Source organism: Nocardia sp. NPDC056000 (genome assembly GCF_042269265.1).
Classification (GTDB): domain Bacteria; phylum Actinomycetota; class Actinomycetes; order Mycobacteriales; family Mycobacteriaceae; genus Nocardia.
The window spans coordinates 563,484-582,062 of sequence record NZ_JBHJXS010000003.1 but is presented as its reverse complement, the minus strand read 5'-3'; the positions used below and the strand labels follow the sequence as shown (position 1 = coordinate 582,062).

General features: G+C 67.2%; 14 protein-coding genes. 8 read left to right on the top strand and 6 right to left on the bottom strand.

Annotated features, from left to right (window positions below; all coding sequences use genetic code 11):
• Positions 1 to 25: 25 nt before the first annotated feature.
• Both ACFC4D_RS11280 and ACFC4D_RS11275 read left to right on the top strand, forming a co-directional pair.
• Positions 26 to 1,489: an SDR family NAD(P)-dependent oxidoreductase gene (locus tag ACFC4D_RS11280; RefSeq protein WP_375955850.1), complete on the top strand. Its 1,464-nt coding sequence runs from the start codon at positions 26 to 28 to the stop codon at positions 1,487 to 1,489.
• 357 nt (positions 1,490 to 1,846) lie between these two features.
• Positions 1,847 to 2,227 (top strand): DUF2784 domain-containing protein, encoded by a 381-nt coding sequence (locus ACFC4D_RS11275; protein WP_376062616.1) that lies wholly within the window; start codon positions 1,847 to 1,849, stop codon positions 2,225 to 2,227.
• Between the two features lie 59 nt (positions 2,228 to 2,286).
• Here ACFC4D_RS11275 and ACFC4D_RS11270 read toward each other — a convergent pair whose 3' ends face one another.
• Genes ACFC4D_RS11270 through ACFC4D_RS11255 form a run of 4 tightly spaced genes read right to left on the bottom strand, consistent with a single transcriptional unit; the run spans position 2,287 to position 8,068 of the window.
• Entirely contained in the window at positions 2,287 to 3,894 is a 1,608-nt protein-coding gene (locus ACFC4D_RS11270; protein WP_376062615.1) for a GMC family oxidoreductase, read from the bottom strand.
• The gene (locus tag ACFC4D_RS11265) at positions 3,887 to 5,542 is read right to left on the bottom strand and encodes an AMP-binding protein (RefSeq protein ID WP_376062722.1); all 1,656 of its coding nucleotides are present in this window, start codon (positions 5,540 to 5,542) and stop codon (positions 3,887 to 3,889) included. The genes ACFC4D_RS11270 and ACFC4D_RS11265 overlap by 8 nt, the downstream gene beginning before the upstream one ends.
• A 32-nt stretch (positions 5,543 to 5,574) precedes the next feature.
• Positions 5,575 to 6,645, bottom strand: a complete 1,071-nt coding sequence (locus tag ACFC4D_RS11260) for a MaoC family dehydratase N-terminal domain-containing protein (RefSeq protein ID WP_376062614.1) — start codon at positions 6,643 to 6,645, stop codon at positions 5,575 to 5,577.
• Complete coding sequence (locus ACFC4D_RS11255; protein ID WP_376062613.1) at positions 6,638 to 8,068, bottom strand: aldehyde dehydrogenase family protein; 1,431 nt, start codon at positions 8,066 to 8,068, stop codon at positions 6,638 to 6,640. Before ACFC4D_RS11255 ends, ACFC4D_RS11260 begins: the two co-directional genes overlap by 8 nt.
• 189 nt (positions 8,069 to 8,257) lie before the next feature.
• Here ACFC4D_RS11255 and ACFC4D_RS11250 point away from each other — a divergent pair, with 189 nt between their 5' ends.
• The 4 genes from ACFC4D_RS11250 to ACFC4D_RS11235 all read left to right on the top strand — a co-directional run bounded on the left by ACFC4D_RS11250 (position 8,258) and on the right by ACFC4D_RS11235 (position 14,060).
• Entirely contained in the window at positions 8,258 to 9,334 is a 1,077-nt protein-coding gene (locus ACFC4D_RS11250) for a helix-turn-helix domain-containing protein (RefSeq protein ID WP_376062612.1), read from the top strand.
• Between the two features lie 125 nt (positions 9,335 to 9,459).
• Positions 9,460 to 12,018, top strand: a complete 2,559-nt coding sequence (locus tag ACFC4D_RS11245; protein ID WP_376062611.1) for an alpha/beta hydrolase fold domain-containing protein — start codon at positions 9,460 to 9,462, stop codon at positions 12,016 to 12,018.
• Positions 12,005 to 13,144, top strand: a complete 1,140-nt coding sequence (locus ACFC4D_RS11240; RefSeq protein ID WP_376062610.1) for a zinc-binding dehydrogenase — start codon at positions 12,005 to 12,007, stop codon at positions 13,142 to 13,144. The genes ACFC4D_RS11245 and ACFC4D_RS11240 overlap by 14 nt, the downstream gene beginning before the upstream one ends.
• Positions 13,145 to 13,286: 142 nt before the next feature.
• Complete coding sequence (locus tag ACFC4D_RS11235; RefSeq protein ID WP_376062609.1) at positions 13,287 to 14,060, top strand: O-methyltransferase; 774 nt, start codon at positions 13,287 to 13,289, stop codon at positions 14,058 to 14,060.
• Between the two features lie 9 nt (positions 14,061 to 14,069).
• Here ACFC4D_RS11235 and ACFC4D_RS11230 read toward each other — a convergent pair whose 3' ends face one another.
• Complete coding sequence (locus ACFC4D_RS11230) at positions 14,070 to 14,831, bottom strand: thioesterase II family protein (protein ID WP_376062608.1); 762 nt, start codon at positions 14,829 to 14,831, stop codon at positions 14,070 to 14,072.
• A 33-nt stretch (positions 14,832 to 14,864) separates the two neighbouring features.
• Between ACFC4D_RS11230 and ACFC4D_RS11225 the strand changes: the two genes are divergently transcribed.
• Positions 14,865 to 16,235: a CoA transferase gene (locus ACFC4D_RS11225; RefSeq protein WP_376062607.1), complete on the top strand. Its 1,371-nt coding sequence runs from the start codon at positions 14,865 to 14,867 to the stop codon at positions 16,233 to 16,235.
• A 151-nt stretch (positions 16,236 to 16,386) separates the two neighbouring features.
• Positions 16,387 to 17,949 (top strand): MFS transporter, encoded by a 1,563-nt coding sequence (locus ACFC4D_RS11220; RefSeq protein ID WP_375955853.1) that lies wholly within the window; start codon positions 16,387 to 16,389, stop codon positions 17,947 to 17,949.
• Between the two features lie 23 nt (positions 17,950 to 17,972).
• Here ACFC4D_RS11220 and ACFC4D_RS11215 read toward each other — a convergent pair whose 3' ends face one another.
• The gene (locus tag ACFC4D_RS11215) at positions 17,973 to 18,545 is read right to left on the bottom strand and encodes a TetR/AcrR family transcriptional regulator (RefSeq protein ID WP_376062606.1); all 573 of its coding nucleotides are present in this window, start codon (positions 18,543 to 18,545) and stop codon (positions 17,973 to 17,975) included.
• Between the last annotated feature and the right edge of the window lie 34 nt (positions 18,546 to 18,579).

Below are 18,579 nucleotides of genomic sequence, written 5' to 3'. Positions count from 1 at the left end.
CGCACGAAGGCAGCAACTCCCACCGATGGCCACCAACACCGCACCAGCGCACGACACCGAGACCACGGCCATCGACGCCGACGAACTCGCGATCTGCCTGCGGGTCCTCGAACAGGCAGCACAGCTGGACAAGGACCACCCCGACTCGGTGACCGTCCAGCACGCGGTCGGGCACATGTTCAAAAAACTCAAGCAGCGCCGGCGCATCGAAGCCCGCGACACCATCTCCGAAGCCGATAAAGCCGTCATCGCGGCCACCGCCACCGGCTCACCCAATCGCATCGACGACGAAACCGCGGGCATCCCCATCAGCTCCAGCACCACCGGCGTCGCCACCGCGGGCACCCTGCTGCGCGCCCGCCCCTGCTACATCTGCAAACAGAAATACACGCAGGTCGACGCGTTCTACCACCAGCTCTGCCCCGAATGCGCGGCGCGCAGCCACGCCAAACGCGACGCCCGCACCGACCTCACCGGCAAACGCGCACTCCTCACCGGCGGCCGCGCCAAAATCGGCATGTACATCGCGCTGCGCCTGCTCCGAGACGGCGCGCACACCACCGTCACCACGCGGTTCCCCAACGACGCCATCCGCCGCTTCGCCGCCCAGCCCGACAGCGCCGACTGGCTGCACCGCCTGCGCATCGTCGGCATCGACCTGCGCGACCCCGCCCAAGTCCTCGCACTCGCCGATGACGTTGCCGCACAAGGGCCCCTGGACATCCTGATCAACAATGCGGCCCAAACCGTGCGACGCTCCCCCGGCTCCTACAGCGCGCTCATCGAAGCGGAATCCGGGCCGCTGCCCGCGGGCGAACTCCCCGACGTGGTCACCTTCGGCAAAACCATGCAGGCGCACCCGACCGCGCTCACCGCGTCACTGACACCCAGCCTCACCGCGGCAGATATCACCGACCTCGCACTCATCGCGGGTTCCGCTACGCCCGAACGCATTTCGCAGGGCGTCGCCATCGACGCGGGCGGCCTGGTGCCCGACCTCGCGCACACCAACAGCTGGGTGCAGACCGTCGGCGAAGTCGACGCGACCGAACTCCTCGAAGTGCAGCTGTGCAATTCGACCGCGCCGTTCATTCTTATCTCGCGCCTGCGCCCCGCCATGGCCGCCGCGGCCGCCCGCCGCAAGTACGTCGTGAACGTCTCCGCCATGGAAGGCGTCTTCGGCCGGGCCTACAAGGGCGCGGGCCACCCGCACACCAATATGGCCAAGGCCGCGCTGAACATGCTCACCCGAACCAGCGCCCGCGAAATGTTCGAAGCCGACGGCATTCTCATGACCGCCGTCGACACCGGCTGGATCACCGACGAACGCCCGCACTACACCAAGATCCGCCTCGCCGAAGAGGGCTTCCACGCTCCCCTCGACCTGGTCGACGGCGCGGCCCGCGTCTATGACCCCATCGTCCGCGGCGAAGCCGGCGACGACGTACACGGAGTCTTCCTCAAGGACTACGAGTCCTCCGCCTGGTAACCGACACCAAATCGAAAGAGGGGCCGACCAGTTCGGCCCCTCTTTCATGGGCAGATCTTTTTTCCTTATGGCTTGTCGACTACCGCAGCTGGACAAATGAAGTGGAATACATGCGTAGATGCGCATAGTGCCGTATAGGTATGTAAATGGACCAGAGTTGCTGATCTGGGCCTTAACGAAGACGGCAGCCCGCTTACCCCACTCCGGCCTCTTGGCCTTGACCGAAAAGGTCACTTCCCCACCGCCTTCCGGGGTACACGACTCCCCCGACTTCACATGCGTTGATGCGCATATCGACGTGTTGATATGCGGCATACTCCCGCTCCCCTCCCCCGATACCGGCCCTATGCTGGGGGCATGCTGTATCGGCTGCTGGCCGACGTCACCGCGGTCGTGCACTTTCTGTTCGTCGCCTACGTGGTGGTCGGCGGTTTCATCGCGTGGCGCTGGCCGCGCACCGTCTGGCTGCATCTCGCCGCCGTGGCCTGGGGATTCAGCACCATCCTGTTCGGATTCGACTGCCCGCTCACCGATTTGGAGAACTGGGCCAGGCATAGGGCTGGCGACGCCGGCCTACCCTCCACCGGCTTCATCGATCACTACATCACCGGCGTCCTCTACCCGCGCGACGCCCTCGATCTGGTGCGAATCCTGGTGGCGCTGTGCGTGATCGGCTCGTGGGCGGGCCTGGTATGGCTCTCGCGCCGCCGCGGCACCGGAACCGCTGCCGCGAGATGACACGTATCCCGTGGTCGGACGATCGGCTGATGGTGATGCGGGTGTGCGAATGGATTCCCTTACATGAACGACGCGCACATTTCGCCGATGAGGTGGCTCGGGGCGTTGGTATTGCCGCCGGTGATGCTCGGCATGATCGAGGCGTCGGCGACCCGTAGGCTCTCGATGCCGAGGACCCGCAGCCGGGGGTCGACCACGGCACGTTCGTCGACTCCCATACGGCAGGTGCCGACCGGGTGATAGACCGAATGGATGCGGTGGGGCAGCTCGCGGCGCAGCGCCGCGGGATCGGCGAAATCGGAGCCGGGGTGCAGTTCACCGAGGCAGTCGTGCTCGAACTCCCGGTGCCGCATGATTTCCCGGACCATGGAGATTCCCTCCAGCAGTACTTCCGTATCGGTGGGATCCGACAGGTACGCGGGGTCGATGAGGGGAGCTTCAAGAGGGTCTGCGGAGGCCAGTCGCACGGTGCCCCGACTGCGGGGATAGATCATGGTCGGCATGACGGTGAACGCGGGCCGGGGGTCGACCCGGTGCACGACGTCACGGTCCTGATTGGGCGCGACGTAGCTCCACGGCAGCGTGTGCAGCTGCAGATCCGGGATCGTGTCGGCTCGGGAAGTCCGCACGAATCCGACTCCTTCGAGGAAGGTGCGGCCGAACCAACCCGATCCCGGACGCCGGGTCTCGGTAGCGAGGCCGCTCAGGAAGTGGCCGAGCGTGCCTCGATGCGGGGAGGTCTTCATGACGAAGGTCAGCGGCACGAACAGATGGTCATGCAGGTTGTCGCCGACCGGCAGATCGGCGATCACGTCGATGCCGTGCTCACGCAGGTGCGCGGCCGGGCCGATTCCGGAGAGCATGAGCAGTTGCGCCGAACCGATCACACCGGAGGACAGCACCACCTCGGCGTCGGCCCGGATGAGTCGAGTTCTCTTGTCGTCCAGCACTTCCACGCCGACCGCGCGGCCTTTGTCGATCACGACGCGCGCGACGTGGACTCCGGTCTCGATGTGCAGCTGCGACACATGGGGCCGGTCGGTCAGGTAGCCGCGGGCCGCGCTGTAGCGCACGCCACCGCGGGTGCTCTGCTGGAACAGCGATAACCCCTCCTGGGACTCGCCGTTGTAGTCGTCGATGATCGGCGTGCCCAGTGTGTCCGACGCGGCGGTGAGGAAATCGCGGGTGGCGGCGCTGATTTCGGTGGCACGGGTGACCGCGATCGGACCGCGCGCACCGCGCAGCCGACTCGATCCGCCCTCCCAGTCCTCCATGAGTTTGAAGGCGGGCAACACCTCCTCGAAGCTCCATCCCTGGCAGCCCTCGGCGGCCCAACCGTCATAGTTCGCACTGTTGCCGCGCACGAACACCATGCCGTTCACCGAGCTCGAACCGCCCAGCACCTTGCCGCGGGTCATCGGGATACGACGCCCTGCGGCGTGCCGTTGCGGCACCGAATACTGCTTCCAGCACAACCGGGCTTTGATCTGCGGCACCGTGTGCACCATGAAGGTCATTCCGGGGACTCGGACCAGCCGGGTGTCGTCCTTGCGTCCGGCCTCGAGCAGGACAACGCTGGCGCCCCGCTGTGCGAGTCTGCTCGCGACGATCGCGCCGGCGCTGCCCGCGCCGACGACGACATAGTCGTAGCTGTCGACGTCACCCATTGCGCCGCTCCGCTGGCAGCATGAGCAGATGCTCACGTCCGTGGATTGCGAATTCGACTGCCAGGCTGTGCTTGTCGGCCGCGGTGAGCGGCGTGTAGCAGACTGGTGGACGGCCCGACCATCGATGGACGGGGTCGTCGGTGTCCCAGCGGTGCTGCCGCAGTACGTGTTTCATGATCTTGTTCGATCCGGTTGTCGGCAATCGGGTCGATATCCGCAGCAAGCGCGGAATTCCCTTGCCGCCGATGTCGTCCTGCGTGCTCAGATAGCCTGCCAGGGCTTCGAGATCGAGGCACGCCGGGTCGCGCACCTCGATGGCGGCCATGAGCAGGTCCCCGGACCGTGGATCGGGCACCGCGTACGCGGCGGCGGCGAGAATCCCGGGGTAGCGGCGCAGCACCCGTTCGGTAACCAGGGTGGAGGTGTTCTCGCCGTCGACTCGCACCCAATCACCGTGTCGGCCTGCGAAATACAGAAAGCCGTCGGTGTCGATATAGCCGAGATCGCCCGACCAGTACCAGCCGTTCCGCAGGCGTTGCGAGTCGGCGGCATCGTTGTCGTAGTAGCCCTCGAAGCTCGGAGAGCCCGTCTTGTCGACGATCTCGCCGATCGCGAGGTCGGCATTGATCACATGCCCGCGCTCGTCGCGCACCGCGCGTGGACACTGCCGCAGATTCGCCGGGTCGACAATCGCCACACCCGCATGCGCGGGCCTCCCCAGCGCGGCGGCGGGCGCATCGGGATCCGGAACCGCGACGGCGCCGCCCTCACTGGAGCCGTACCCCTCGTACAGTGGCGCCCCGAAGCGGCGCAGGAACCGCGAACGGTCCTCGGGCGACGCCTCGGTCCCGAAGCCGCGAGTGAGACGGTTGTCGCCGTCACCGGGTTGGTCCGGGACAGCCAGAATGTAGGCGATGGCCTTGCCGACATAGGTGAAGTACGTCGCACCGAAGTACTTGATATCGGATACAAATCGAGAGGCGGAGAATTTCGGCGTCAGGCAGACGGTCGCACCGACCGCCAGGGCGGGAGCCCACAATGCCATCAGCGCATTACCGTGGAACAACGGCATGCAGCAATAGTCGACGTCCTCACGAACGTGCCCGAACTTCCCGACCGCCGTATAGGCGATGTTCGCCAGCCTGCGCTGCGTGCAGCGAACGGCCTTGGATCGACCGGTGGTGCCGGAGGTAAACAACAGCAGCATAAGCGAATTCGCGGCTCCGGCGGCTACCGGTGGGTGGGTACCGGGTGTTGCCGCGAGCAACTCGCGATAACCGTGCGACTCGATGTCGATGACGCGATCGGGCGGCAGCCCGATATCGAGACGCTGCAGCCGGGCCGCACCGTGGGTATCGGTGACGATCAGCCGGCAGTCGGTTTGGCGGATTTCGGCGGCCAGTGTGTCATCGTCCCGGGTGGGATTGATGCCAACGACGGTGGCGCCGGTGAGTGCCGCGCCGCCGAGCCAGAACACGAATTCCGGTACATTGCCGAGGAATACGCCGATGTGCTGCGGGTCGGGCAAGCCGAGGCGGGCGGCGAGCGCCCCGCGGCGGTTCGATTCGGTGACCACCTCATCCCACGTCCACTCCCGTTCGCGCGTTCGCAGTCCCGGATGGCTGTCGCCGATCCGGTCCAGCAGCATGGCCGCTATGTCGGGTCTGCGTCCGGAGTCGCTCACCGCACCCTCCGGACCTGCTCTGCCGATGCGACGGTCCGGTCCATCAGCAGATCGACTGTCGCGATGATGTGCTTGCCCAACGCGCAGGTACCGGTCACCGCCACTGACACCTGTTGTCCGGAAACAGTTTTCACCTCGCCGGTGATGACGAGCGTGTCGTAGGCGTACCAGGGAGCACCCAGACGCAGCTTGATGGCGAGTATCTGCGCCCGCCGCCCGGCCCAGTCGGTGACGAAGCGCTGCACCAGGCCGGTATCGGTGATGATGTTGGCGAAGGTGTCACGAGAGCCGCGGGCACGCGCGTAGTCACGGTCGTGGTGGACGGGCTGGAAATCGCGGGTCGCGAGGGCCGCCGACACGATGAATGTCGGGGTCGCCTCGAGTACCAGATCCGGCAGTCGATCGCCGACCCGCGCCACGGGCGGCCTCGCGGGCACCGGCCTTCGCGGAGCGCCTCCGTATCGAGCGTTCCCGGCGGTCGAAGACCCACGCGCAGAAGCGGTCTCGGCATCCGTGGCACGCGTCCGGGAATCGTCGGTCCGCTGCGCCGGACGGAATTTGAGCATCCGGAAGTCCATCTCGGCGACGATCTCCTCCCCCACCGTCCAGATGCTGCGCACGGTGCAGAACCACCCTTCGCCGAGGGCGGTCTGCTTGGGCCCGTCGAACCCCGCCAGCGTGGCATGCAGCGAAACCTGGTCGCCCAGCGCCAGATAGCGGTGGTAGACGGTGTCGCAGTCGGTGGCCAGCAGCGAGGTGTAGCCCGCCGCGTCGAGCAGTTCGAAGAGCCGTACCGTCGGATGATCGTCGCTGCGTTCGGCGCCGAGCGCGGGCATGGTCCAAGCCTGCGCCATCGCGGGCGGGACTGTCACGGAATCGAATCCGGCTTCCTTGGCGGCGATCTCGTCGACATAGATCGGATTCGCGTCCCCGAGGGCCTCGATCCAGGTGTTGATCATCGGCTGGTTGACGGGGTCGCGGCCGACGCGCGGGGCGCCGGCGTCCGCGCCCATCAGACGCTCCCCCGCAGCGCGCAGATCCGATGACGACAGTGCCGGTTCACTCATGATTTTCCTCGAGCAGGAGAGAATGCGATATCGGGTAGGCGAATCCGGGCGGCGGCTGAATGGATTTCACCTCGAGGAACTCCTCGAGACCCCACCGCCCGAACTCCCGTCCGATACCCGATTGTTTGAATCCGCCGAACGGCGCGGACCGATTCCCGTTAAGCCCGTTGATGTGCACGCTGCCCGAACGGATCCGCCGGGCCACCGCTACCGCACGGGCCTGGTCCGCGCCGAATACCGCGCCGCCCAACCCGTAGCACGTGTCGTTGGCCAACCGTACGGCGTCGTCGTCTCCGGAATGGGTCTGCACGACCAGCACCGGGCCGAAGATTTCCTCGCGCACGATCCGCATCGACGGCGTAACCCGGCCGAACACAACAGGATTCAGGTAGTAGCCGTGTGGCGGACGAGGCGGAGCGGGCTCCCCATGGATGACCTCCGCCCCCGCGTCCACGCCCTCGCGCAGGAACCCGGTCACCCGCTCCCAGTGCGTCGCCGAGACGAGCGGACCGAGATTCTCCCCCGGCACATAGGTCGCGGCGAGCTCACGCAGCAGCGCGGCCGCGTCCGCGTATCGCGTTGCGGGAACGATCATTCGGGTCCAGGCCGCACAGGTTTGCCCGGCGTTCATCAAGCAGAAGCGCAGACTGGTAGTGACGGCGGTCGCGAAGGCGTCGTCGTCGAGGTCGTCGAGCAGTACGCTCGGCGACTTGCCGCCGAGCTCGAGGGCGACCCGCGCCAGCCGGGCCCCCGCCGTGGCAGCGATGGACCGCCCCACCTCGGTCGAGCCGGTGAACGACACCACCTCGATGTCCGGATGTTCCACCAGGGCTCGGCCGGTCACCTCGCCCCGGCCGGCGAGCACCGACAACCACCCGGCAGGTACGCCCGCCTCGAGCGCCACCTCCGCCAGCAGGTACGACGAAAGTGGTGTCAGCTCGGAGGGTTTGAGCACGACCGGGCAACCGCACGCCAACGCGGCACCAACCTTGCCCAGCGCCTGATGCAGTGGGAAGTTCCACGGCGTGATCGCCGCGACCGGCCCCGCCGGCTCGGCGATCACGACCGAGTCGGCGACGGTCTCGGTGAACCGAAAGGTGGAGGCCGCCTCGACGATTCCGCGCAGGGTACTCACCGCGGTCCCGACCTGTCCCTGCCGCGCGAACGCGGGCGGGGCCCCCATCTCCTCGGAGATGATGTCCGCGAAATCCTCGACGCGACGCTCGATGATCTCCGCGAGGCGCGACAGCGCACGAAGGCGATCGGGCAGGGGCCACTGCGGCCCGTCGTCGAAGAGTCGCCGGGCCGTCGAGACGGCGGCATCGACATCCACCGCATCGGCGCAACGCACTACGGCACTGGGTTTTCCGTCGCGGGGATCGATCAAAGTGATGTGCTCGGTACCGTGTGGCTCGGTCCACACGCCCCCGATCCATATGTGCTCGAGAGATTTCAGCATCGGCGCTCCGGGAATTCGGTGTGACTGCAACCTGTCACGGCACACACGCCGTCACATCGAATTCGGCTAGCCAAATGCCCCTACCGCCGAGCCGGATGGACGGTTAGTGTCGCGCAACGACGTGAGGCAACCTCGGTGAGGAGGGCGTGGCGCATGACCGGCCTCGTAGCGGGCGACTCGGTGCCCGTGCACATCCTGCGATTCTTCGACGCACTCACCTGTGAACGCGCGTCCGCCGCCCATGTCGTGGCGGCCACCAGCCGCTGGCTGGGCCGTGCCGTCGCGGTGCGATACGCCGGGACGGTGCATGCCGCCGACGGCACCGGCAGCGCCGGACACAGCTGGCCCGAACACATTTCGGCGACGTCGTCGACCGCCGACGGTGTGGTCGTCGGATTGGGCGGAGCGGCCGATGATGAGGACTGGGCGGTGCTGCAACGACTCGCCCTGTGCGTGACGCTGGCGCTGGACGAGGCCGCCCGGCACGGATCGCTGATGTCCGAGCAACGCACGGTCGATGTGCTGACCACGGACACCGAATCCCGGGCCGCCCGCCGCAGCGCGGCGGCCCACCTCGGACTGAGTGCCGAGCAGCCCGCGCGGGTGCTGCTCGCGCACGGACCGGCGTCCCGCATCACCAGACTCGCCGAAGCGCTTCGGCGCGGCGGAGTGCGGGTGATGAGCGCGCCGCGACATCAGCTCACCGTGATGATCACGATCGGGCCCCGGGTCGCCACGCTGTTGCAGCAGGGTGTGCCGACCGGCGTGCAACTCGGTATCAGCAGGGAGCTGCCGGTGATCGACGCACCGACCGCAGTGGTCGAAGCCCTTGCGGCACTGCGGTTCAGCCAACCCAGCCCACGCGATCGGGGACCGTATCTGATCGAAGAGGGCGTGGCCTTCGAGTACTGGCGATTACGCGGATACGAGGCGCTCGCCGAGGGTATGACTCCCGAGCTCATCGACCGGATGCACGATGTGCGGGCGCTGGATCGGGTGCTGGCCGAGTCCGGGCCGGACATGCTGCGCACTCTCGACGTGGTGGTCGCCTCGACCTCGATCCGTCAGGCCGCACGCGCGCTGGACACCCACCACAACACCGTCGCGCACCGGGTCGCCGCCGCCGAGTCGGTGTTCGGGTTCTTCCTGACCGACTGCTACGGACGCGGACGCCTCTACCTGGCGATCGTGTTGCGGCGGCTGCGAGAGTCGCACCGTCTCACCCACTGACCGCCGCCTAGCCACCTGCCCGATCCAGCTGTCCGAATGGCCTGGCGACAACGGTCCGCATCCGTCGTGACTCTGCTGAAGTTGCCCTGTCAGCATGCAATTCCGACAGGAGGCGAGACAGCCGCATGGAACTGGATGCGTACACGACCGAATTCCTGCGACGACTCGAAGAGTCCGGGCGCACACCATTACACGAGTCCACGCCCGAACAGGCCCGCGCTCGCAATGCCGCACTCACCGCGCTGCTCGGCGAGGGGCCGCGCATGGCGACGGTGCGCGACACCCACATCGATGTGCAGGGCGGTTCGATCGCGGTCCGCATCCTGCGACCGGTCACCGATCCGGCCGGAGTGATCGTCTACTACCACGGCGGCGGTTGGGTCATCGGCGATCTCGACGGCTTCGACACCCTGGCCCGGCAGGTCGCGGCACGCACCGGGTGCACGGTCGTGCTGGTCGACTATCGACTCGCCCCCGAGTATCCGTATCCGATTCCGGTCGAGGACTCCTGGGCCGCGCTGCTGTGGGTGGAACGACACCGCGACGTCCTGGCCGTCGACCGGGCACCGCTGATCGTCATGGGCGACAGCGCCGGCGGGAATCTCGCCGCGGTGATGACCCAGCGGGCCCGTGACCGCGGCGGTCCGCACATCGACCATCAGGTGCTGATCTATCCGATCACGGACGCCGATTTCGATCGGGCCAGCTATACCGCCGCCGCCAATCAGCTCATGGTCGATCGTGCCGCCATGGCGTGGTTCTTCGATCATTACACCGGCGACCGCGAGGTCCGCTTCGACCCGGCCGTGAGTCCGCTTCGGGCGCAAGACTTTTCCGACCTCCCGTCCGCGACCGTACTGCTCGCATCCCACGATCCGCTGCACGACGAGGGGCGCGCCTACGCCGCCGCGTTGGCTGCGGCCGGGGTCGCGGTGCGGATCAAGACCGCCGAAGGTCAGATGCACGGCTTCTTCCACATGGTGGGGCTGCTGCCCGGGGCACAGAGCGGATTGGCGTTCGTAACCGAGCAGATCGCCGGTGTCGTCTCCGCGCGGGGCGCGGTCGATGCCGTCGTCATCGGCGCCGGATTCTCCGGGCTCTACATGCTCGAGCGGCTGCTGGATCTCGGTCTGCGCGTACGGGTTGTCGAGGCAAACGACGATGTGGGTGGCACCTGGTATCGGAATCGATATCCCGGGGCCCGTTGCGACGTCGAAAGCGTCTACTACTCATACGGTTTCGACGCCGAGCTCGAACAGGAGTGGACCTGGACCGAACGGTACGCCTCCCAGCCGGAGATCCACGCCTACCTCCGCCACGTCGCCGATCGATTCGCGCTGCGCGAACACATCACCTTCGGCACGACCGTCACCACGGCGACCTGGGATGAGCCATCCGGAGAGTGGATCGTTGTCTGCGACAGCGGCGAAGTCATCCGGTGCACCCATCTGATCTCGGCGGCGGGCTGCCTTTCCGCGGCGCGGATACCGGACCTGCCGGGGCTCGACGATTTCGAGGGCGATGTCGTGCACACCGCCGCCTGGCCCGCCGCGGACATCGCGTTGAGTGGACGCCGGGTCGGTGTGATCGGTACGGGATCGACCGGCATCCAGATCATCCCGCAGCTCGCCGCACGCGCGGAACGGGTCACGGTCTTCCAGCGGACCCCGCACTTCTCGGCTCCGGCGGGGAATCGACCGCTCGCCGCGGACGAAATCGCCAGGGTCAAACGCGAATACCGGGCGATCCGCGCCAAGTGTCGCGTCAATCCGGCCGGTACCGAGCTGGCCAAGTCCGACACGACCGCGGCGGCGCTGTCACCGGACGAACACGAGCGGCTGTTGGATCAGAAGTGGGACGCCGGTGGTCCCGGAATCATCGCCGTGTTCGCGGATGTGCTTCTCGACCACCGAGCCAATGATGTGGTGGCGTCGTACTTTCGGCAGCGGATCGCCGAGACCGTCACCGATCCGGCCGTCGCGGCGCTGCTCACGCCCTCCGGTTATCCCATCGGCACCAAGCGGATCTGCGTGGACACCGGCTATTACGAGACCTACAACCGCGACAATGTCGAGCTGGTGAGCGTGCGCGACACCCCCATCGAACGTGTCACCGCCTCGGCGGTGGTTGTCGACGGCGTCGACTATCCCGTCGACGCATTGGTTTTCGCGACCGGCTTCGACGCGATCACCGGCCCGCTCAACCGGATCGATATCCGCGGGCGCGCTGGGTCCGCGCTGCGAGACGAGTGGGCCGGCGGACCCCGGGCCTACCTCGGCGTGGGCGTGGCGGGGTTTCCGAACTTCTTCATGATCACCGGACCGGGCAGTCCCTCGGTGCTGGTCAACATGGTCACCGCGATCGAGCATCACGTCGAGTTCATCGCCGATATCGTGAAATACCAGCGAGACAAGGGTTTTCGCACGATCGAACCCACCACCGGCGCACAGGACGCCTGGGTCGAGCGCGTCGACGCCGCCGCGAACCTGACGCTGTATCCGCAGGCCGCCTCCTGGTACATGGGCGCGAACATCCCCGGCAAGCCCCGGACCTTCATGCCGTTCGTCGGCGGGATGGGTGCGTTTCGCGAAATCTGCGACGGTGTCGTCGCCGACGGATATCGCGGCTTCATCGCCGATCTCGAGCAGCCCGGAGAAAGCGAAACCACCGATGCCACAGCCTGATCCGACGCCGGTCCGCGCGGCCGTGCTGAGCAGCGCTCCCGGCGCACTCGCCCTGGAAACCCTGCTTCTGGACGACATTCTCGAACCCGACGAGATCCGACTACGCGTCAGCGCGTGCGGACTGTGCCACAGCGACCTGCACATGCTCGACGGTGATCTACCCACGGCCTTGCCCACCGTTCCCGGCCACGAGATCTCCGGCATCGTCGAGGCGGTCGGTGCGAACGTCCACGATCTGGACGAGGGCTCCCCCGTGGTCGCATGCCTGTCGATGTTCTGCGGCGAGTGCGCCTACTGCCGGGCGGGGCGATCGTGGCTGTGCGACAGGCGATCCGACCTCGGCCGCGCTGGGCGACCCCGGCCCCGATCGACCCGTGTGAGTGGCGAGCCGGTCGGTCAGGTCGCCGGTCTGGGTGGTCTGGCCGAGGCGATCATCGTGCACCGCAACGCGGTTGTCGAGGTTCCCGCCACCATGCCCCTGGATCTCGCCGCCCTGCTGGGGTGCGCGGTCCTGACCGGTGTCGGTTCGGCGATACGCGGCGCCGGTGTGCGCTTCGGCGAGACGGTGGCCGTGATCGGCGTCGGGGGTGTCGGCCTCAATGTCATCCAGGGTGCGAAGCTGGCCGGTGCGCGCACGATCATCGCCGTTGACACCCACCCCGCCAAACTCGAACTCGCCGCGTGCTTCGGCGCCACCGACCTCGTGGACGCCGCCACCGACCCTGTCGCAGCGGTCCTCGAGCTTACCGGCGGCGTGGACCACGCCTTCGACGTCGTCGGCCGCTCCTCGACCGCCACCCAGGCCGTGCAGATGCTGCGCCCCGGCCAGACCGCGTGGATCATCGGAATCCCGCCCGTCGGCGCACACCTCGAGGTGCCGGGCACGCACTTGGTGACCTCCGCCAAGGGAATTCGCGGCTTGCTCATGGGGAACAACCGCTTCACCGAGGACATCCCGCTCCTGGCCGAACTGTACCTACGAGGCCGCCTGGAACTCGACGCTCTGCTCTCGCAACGACTCACTCTCGACCACGTCAACGACGGATTCAGCCGAATGCGCACCGGAGCCACAGCGCGAACCGTGATCTGCCTCGACAACACCCGCACACTCCCGCCAACCGACTGAAACCCCGAACTCCGGCCGGTTCATGGTCGACCCGACCGCACAGCGCCCTGGATCTGGTGCGCTGGACGGGCCTGGCGCTGCGCAATCGCCCGCCGGTGCGGGCATAATCGCGCCGACTGTTCACCTCGACACAGGAGAAGGTATGGGCGGCAAGGGGATCGGCGCGGAGATTCGGGAGCGGGGCGGGCGGGCGTTGTCGATGGCGCGAATGGCGCTGGGGCTGCGCAGGTTCGAGCGGACCGGGCAGTTCGGGGATGGGCGGGAGGCGGCGGCGCGGGACTTCGTGCTGGCCAATGCCATTGCGGGGGATCCGGAGAGTGTGCTGGCCACCGCCGACGAATTCGCCCGTAAGCGGGACATGCTGGTGAATGTCGGGGATGAGAAGGGGCTGCTGCTGGATGCGGCCGTGACCAAGGCCGCGCCGAAGCTGGCGCTGGAGTTGGGGACCTACTGCGGTTACAGCGCGGTGCGGATCGGGCGGCTGTTGCCCGCGGGTGGGCGGCTGGTGTCGGTGGAGTTCAGTGCGGCCAATGCCGAAGTGGCGCGGGCGATCATCGCGCACGCGGGGCTGGCGGATCGGGTGAGCGTGGTCGTCGGGACCATCGGTGACGGCGGGGAGACCATGCACCGGCTCACCGGTGATCACGGATTCGATTCCGGCACGGTCGATTTGATCTTCCTCGATCACGCCAAGGAGGCGTATCTCGCGGATCTGCGATCGATCATGGCGGCGGGCTGGATCCATCCCGGCACCATCGCGGTCGCGGACAATGTGAAAGTGCCCGGCGTTCCGGACTATCTCGCCTACATGCGCGCGGAGCAGGGTACGACCTGGCGGACCGTCGAGCACGACACCCACGTGGAGTACCAGTCCATGTTGAAGGATCTCGTGCTCGAGTCCGAATACCTCGGCTGAGCCGGGGATCTATTTCAGCCGCGCGGTCACCAAATCCGCCAGGATGGACGTGTTTTCCGGTAGATCCAGGTAAAAATGCCCGCCCGGGAAGGTGTTTACCTCGAAGGAGCCCGAGGTGTGCGCGGCCCACTCCCCCGCCTGCGCCACCGTGGTGGTGGGGTCCGCATCGCTGATGAGCGCGGTGATCGGGCCGCGCAGCGGAGCACCCGGCTCATACCGGTAGGTCTCCACGGCCTGGTAGTCGCTGCGGAGGGCGGGCAGCACCAATTCGGCCAGACTCGGTTCCTCACGCAGGATGCGCACCGAGGCCGGATCATTGGACAGCAGTTCCAGCTGACCGATGAGATCGTCATCCGACCCCAGGTGCAGGCGGCCGGTCTCGGCCAGATCCGGTGCGGGACGCCCGGATACGAACAGCCGGGCGAGGGTACGGCCCGCCGCCTCCCAGCGCCGAGCCGCCTCGAAGGCCACGGTCGCGCCCATGCTGTGCCCGAAGATGGCGACGGGCGTATCGGCGGCCCAGCTCGACATATCCCGTACGGCCTGTTCGGCGAGCACGCCGAGGTCGGGAATCGGCTTCTCGCCCAGCCGATCCTGGCGGCCCGGATACTGCACCGCGTACACCGCGATGCCCGCGCCGAATCGCTGCGCCAGGCTCCGGTAGGCGGTGACCGATCCCCCGCCGGGCGGGAAGCACACCAGTACGGCGCGTGGATCGGTGTCGGCGCGCAGTACGCGCAACCAGTCGGTGCCGGTGAGATTTACCACCACGGGCGAGCTCCTTCGACGGCTAGTGTCGGACGGGTGAGTGGCTACGCAGCGCTGGTCCATGAGTACGAGTCCGGGGCCGGTATCACCGGGTCGAGTATGCCCGCCGTCGATCCGGGGGCGAATCTGGCTGCGACGCTGCCGGTGTGGGAACTGGCAGGTGGGTCGGTGGCGAGCTTCGCCGCGGCGGCCGATCGGCGACGGCGGGACCACGGTCTGACACCGTTGGACAGTGTGCTGGATCCAGCGCGTATCGCGGCGGCGTTCTCCAGTGAGCGGCTGTTCCGGATCGACGGCGCACCGGCCGACGCCTTCGCAGAGCTGTCGGGCTTCTTCAAGACCGCGGATGGCTGGGTGCGAACGCACGCCAACTATTCGCATCATCGCGTCCGGTTGCTGGCCGTGCTCGGACTGCCCGCCGATGCGGATCGAGCGGCCGCGGTGGCGCGGATCGCGGAGCTCAGCGCGGCCGAAATCGAGGACCGGGCGGGTGAATCCGGTGCGATCGCGGTGCGCGTGCGCACCGAACAGGAGTGGGCGGCGACCCCGCAGGGTAAGGCCGCGGCCGATGGCCCGCTGGTCGCGATCGAGCCGCGCGCGGATCGCGGCGTCGCCGAATCATCCGCCGCCGCAACACAGATGCTGCCGCTGCGGGGTGTCCGGGTGCTGGATATGACCCGTGTCATCGCCGGTCCGACGGCCACGCGCGCGCTGGCGCTGCTGGGCGCGGAGGTGCTGCGGATCGATCCGCCGCAGTTGCCCGAGATCGGCTGGCAGTTTCTCGATACCTGTCAGGGCAAGTACTCCACACTGCTTGATTTGCGTACCGAACTTCCCATTTTCCGGGAGCTGCTGCGCACCGCGGATGTGCTCGTAACAGGTTACCGACCGGGCGCTTTGGAAAGAATCGGTGTACATCCGGGAGAAATTCGGCCTGGAATTGTGCACGGACGGGTTTCGGCGTGGGGTGAGCGCGGTCCGTGGGGGGATCGGCGCGGTTTCGACAGTATTGTGCAGGCTGCATCCGGAATTTCGCTCATCGAAGGCGCGCACGGCAATTCGCAGGGTGCGTCCCCAGTGGGCGCACTGCCCGCACAGGCGCTCGATCACGGCAGCGGGTATCTGCTGGCGGCCGGTGTGCTGGACGCGCTCACCGCCCGCGAACGCGACGGGATCGGCCGGGATGTGCGAGTTGCGCTGGCGCGCACCGCATCCTGGTTGCTCGCAGCGCCGGGCCGTACCCCGGATCACGCACCGGCGAACTTCCCGGGATCGGAGTTCGCGGTGGAGCACGCGGGGGTCGTCACGGCCGCCCCGGTGCTCAGCGAATATCCCGATCATCCCTGGCCCGCTTCGCAGTACGGCACACATGCACCAAACTGGACACTCCGACCGGCCGGTATTTAGCTGTCCCGAGGCATCGCGACCGCCTGCACGCACACCCGCAAACACATCGGCGAATAGTGCGAATTCCCTTCGTACATATCGTTTTTGTGTCGTTAATAAGTGAGATGCTGGGACCGACATCGATATTGTCGGCAGTTGTGCCGGCGTGCGGATGGAGGACGTCATCGTGGACACACCAGGTCCCTTGCTGAGCACTACGGCAGCAGCTCGTTACGGCAGAGTGGGACGCCGGGAATGGGCGGGACTTGCGGTACTGGCACTGGCCTGTCTGGTGTACTCGATGGACCTGACCGTACTGCATTTAGCGGTGCCCCAGATCAGCATGGAGCTGAGACCTACCAGCTCCCAATTGCTCTGGATCATCGACGTTTACGGGTTCTTCGTGGCCGGGCTGCTGCTCACCATGGGCACCATCGGCGATCGGATCGGCCGGCGCCGACTACTCATGGCCGGGGCGGCGGCCTTCGCCGCGGTGTCCATCATCGCGGCGTTCGCCCCCTCGGCCCCGGTACTCATCGGCTGTCGCGCCGTGCTCGGCATAGCCGGGGCGACGCTGGCACCGTCCACACTCTCGTTGATTTTCACCATGTTTCCCGATCCCGGTCAGCGTTCGGTGGCCGTCGGGGTCTGGGTCGGGTCGTATTCGGTCGGCGGGTCCATCGGGCCGCTGGCGGGCGGGTTGATGCTGGAGCATTTCTGGTGGGGTTCGGTATTCCTGCTCGCGGTGCCGGTCATGGTGTTGCTGCTGATTCTCGCGCCCCGGGTGCTGCCCGAGTTCCGGGATCCCAACGCGGGCAAGATCGATCTGCTCAGTGCGCTGATGTGCACCAGCGCGGTGCTGCTGGTGGTCTTCGGCATGAAGAAGATCGCGCAGGACGGTCCGGTGCCGATCGCGGTGGGCGCCTTGGCCGCCGGGCTCACCGTAGGCGGGATCTTCGTGCGCCGTCAGCTCACTGCCGCCGAGCCCATGCTGGATCTGCGGCTGTTCCGGCTGGCCAGTTTCCGCACCGCGCTGACGATCAATATGGTCGCCATCTTCGCCGCGTTCGGATATTTCCTGTTCGTCGGCCAGTATTTCCAGCTGGTGCTGGGCATGTCGCCGCTGCGCGCCGGAATCGCCACCATCCCAGCGGGTTTGGGGTTCATGATCGGCTCGCAGCTCGGGCCGCGACTGAGCCGGGTGGTGCGGCCCGCCTACATGATCGGGGTGGGCATGACCATGGCGGCGGCCGGGCTGCTGCTGTTGACGCGCATCACCGAACAGGGCGGGGTGGGGCTGACCATCACCGCCTCGCTGCTCGTATCGTTCGGGCTCGCACCGGTATTCGGCATCACCACCGAATTGATCGTCGGCACCGCACCGCCGGAACAGGCCGGCGCGGCCTCCGGACTGGCCGAGACCGGCGCGGAATTCGGCGGGGCGCTGGGCATCTCGATGCTGGGCAGTCTGAGTATCGCCATCTATCGGGGTGAGCTGGCCGATACGCTCCCCTATGGATTGCGTGATGCCGATGTGCACAGTGCGCGCGATACGCTCGGCGCGGCCATGGAGGTGGCGAACGCGCTACCCGGCAAACTCGGTGCGGCCGTGGCGGAGGCGGCCAAGCACGCGTTCCTCATCGGCATGCACCTGACCTCCGCCATCGCGGCCGGAGTGGCATTACTGCTGGCGGTGATGGCCATGATCCGGTTGCGGCACATTCACACGAGCTGAGGACCGCATCCGCGCGACACCGGTCAGCGTCCGCGCATGGCCTCGACGGCGGTCGATAGATCGTCACCGTCGAGCAGGTCAGCGCCGGGCGCGATCATCCACTGCATGGCCATGCCCTGGAACAGTACGAAGAGCGTCTTCGCCACGGCGTGCGCCTGCGCGTCGGTGAGGTCGGGGTGCGCCTCGCGCACTCCCTGGGCTATATCGGCGTGGGCCTTGCCGGTCGCATCGGCCATATAGACCTGCATTTCCGGATCGCGGGCGATCTGGATGCCGTTCTCCAGGCTCAGTTGCAGATTGTCGCGGTTGCGCTGGATGACATCGACCAGGCCGTTCCAGGTGGGTCCGAGCGCGTCCCACAGTGACAGCCCCTGCCCCGCGTCCTTGATGGCGGAATCGATCTCATCGCCGAGTTCGGTGCCGACGCCCTCGGTGAGCGCCTGCATGACCAGGCGGTCCTTGGAGCCGAAGTGGTAGCCGATGGCGGCGAGGCTGACCCCGGCGGCGGCGGCGATATCGCGGGCGGTCACCTTGGCCATGCCCCGCTCGAGGATGGCCTTACGAGCCCCCGTCAGTAGATCTTCTCGGTTTCCCATAACCCCACCGTACCAGCGTTTTAGACATTTGTTC